This is a genomic window from Luteimonas lutimaris (assembly GCF_039537065.1).
GTDB classification, from domain to species: Bacteria; Pseudomonadota; Gammaproteobacteria; order Xanthomonadales; family Xanthomonadaceae; genus Luteimonas; species Luteimonas lutimaris.
Map to the genome: position 1 here is coordinate 1 of NZ_BAAAZU010000035.1, position 1065 is coordinate 1065.

1 protein-coding gene is annotated in these 1065 nt (G+C 66.3%); it reads right to left on the reverse strand.

The genetic code is table 11. From position 1 onward, the window contains the following. A partial coding sequence (tuf, locus tag ABD679_RS15290) for an elongation factor Tu (RefSeq protein WP_344760885.1) occupies positions 1–1065 on the reverse strand: 1065 nt, incomplete at both ends.

The following is a 1065-nucleotide window of genomic DNA, read 5'->3' on the forward strand; positions in this document are numbered from 1 at the left end:
CGCGAAGCGCAGGCCGTCGTCCATCGCCACCGGGTTGATCAGCTCCACCACCATCTTCACGTTGTCGCCCGGCATCACCATCTCGGTGCCCTCCGGCAGCGTCACCGCGCCGGTGATGTCGGTCGTGCGGAAGTAGAACTGCGGGCGGTAACCCTTGAAGAACGGCGTGTGACGGCCACCCTCGTCCTTGCTCAGCACGTACACCTCGGCCTCGAACTGCGTGTGCGGCGTGATGCTGCCCGGCTTGGCCAGCACCTGGCCGCGCTCGACCTCGTCACGCTTGGTGCCGCGCAGCAGCAGGCCCGCGTTGTCGCCCGCCTGGCCCTGGTCGAGCAGCTTGCGGAACATCTCCACGCCGGTCACCGTCGTCTTGGTCGTCGGGCGGATGCCCACGATCTCGATTTCGTCGCCAACCTTGATGATCCCGCGCTCGATACGGCCGGTCACCACCGTGCCGCGGCCCGAAATCGAGAACACGTCCTCGACCGGCATCAGGAACGTCTTGTCCACGTCGCGCTCGGGCTCCGGAATCCACGTGTCCAGCGCGTCCACCAGCTGCAGGATCGACGGCACGCCGATCTCCGACTGGTCGCCTTCCAGCGCCTTGAGCGCCGAACCCTTGATGATCGGGGTGTCGTCGCCCGGGAACTCGTACTTGCTCAGCAGCTCGCGGACTTCCATCTCCACCAGCTCCATCAGCTCGGCGTCGTCCACCATGTCCGCCTTGTTCAGGTAGACCACGATGTACGGCACGCCCACCTGGCGCGCCAGCAGGATGTGCTCGCGCGTCTGCGGCATCGGGCCGTCCGCGGCCGAGCACACCAGGATCGCACCATCCATCTGCGCCGCACCGGTGATCATGTTCTTCACGTAGTCGGCGTGGCCCGGGCAGTCCACGTGCGCGTAGTGGCGCGTCGGGGATTCGTATTCCACGTGCGAGGTCGAAATCGTGATCCCGCGCGCCTTCTCTTCCGGCGCCATGTCGATCTGGTCGTAAGCCCTGAACTCGCCGCCAAAACGTTCCGCGCCGATCTTCGTCAGCGCCGCCGTCAGCGTCGTCTTCCC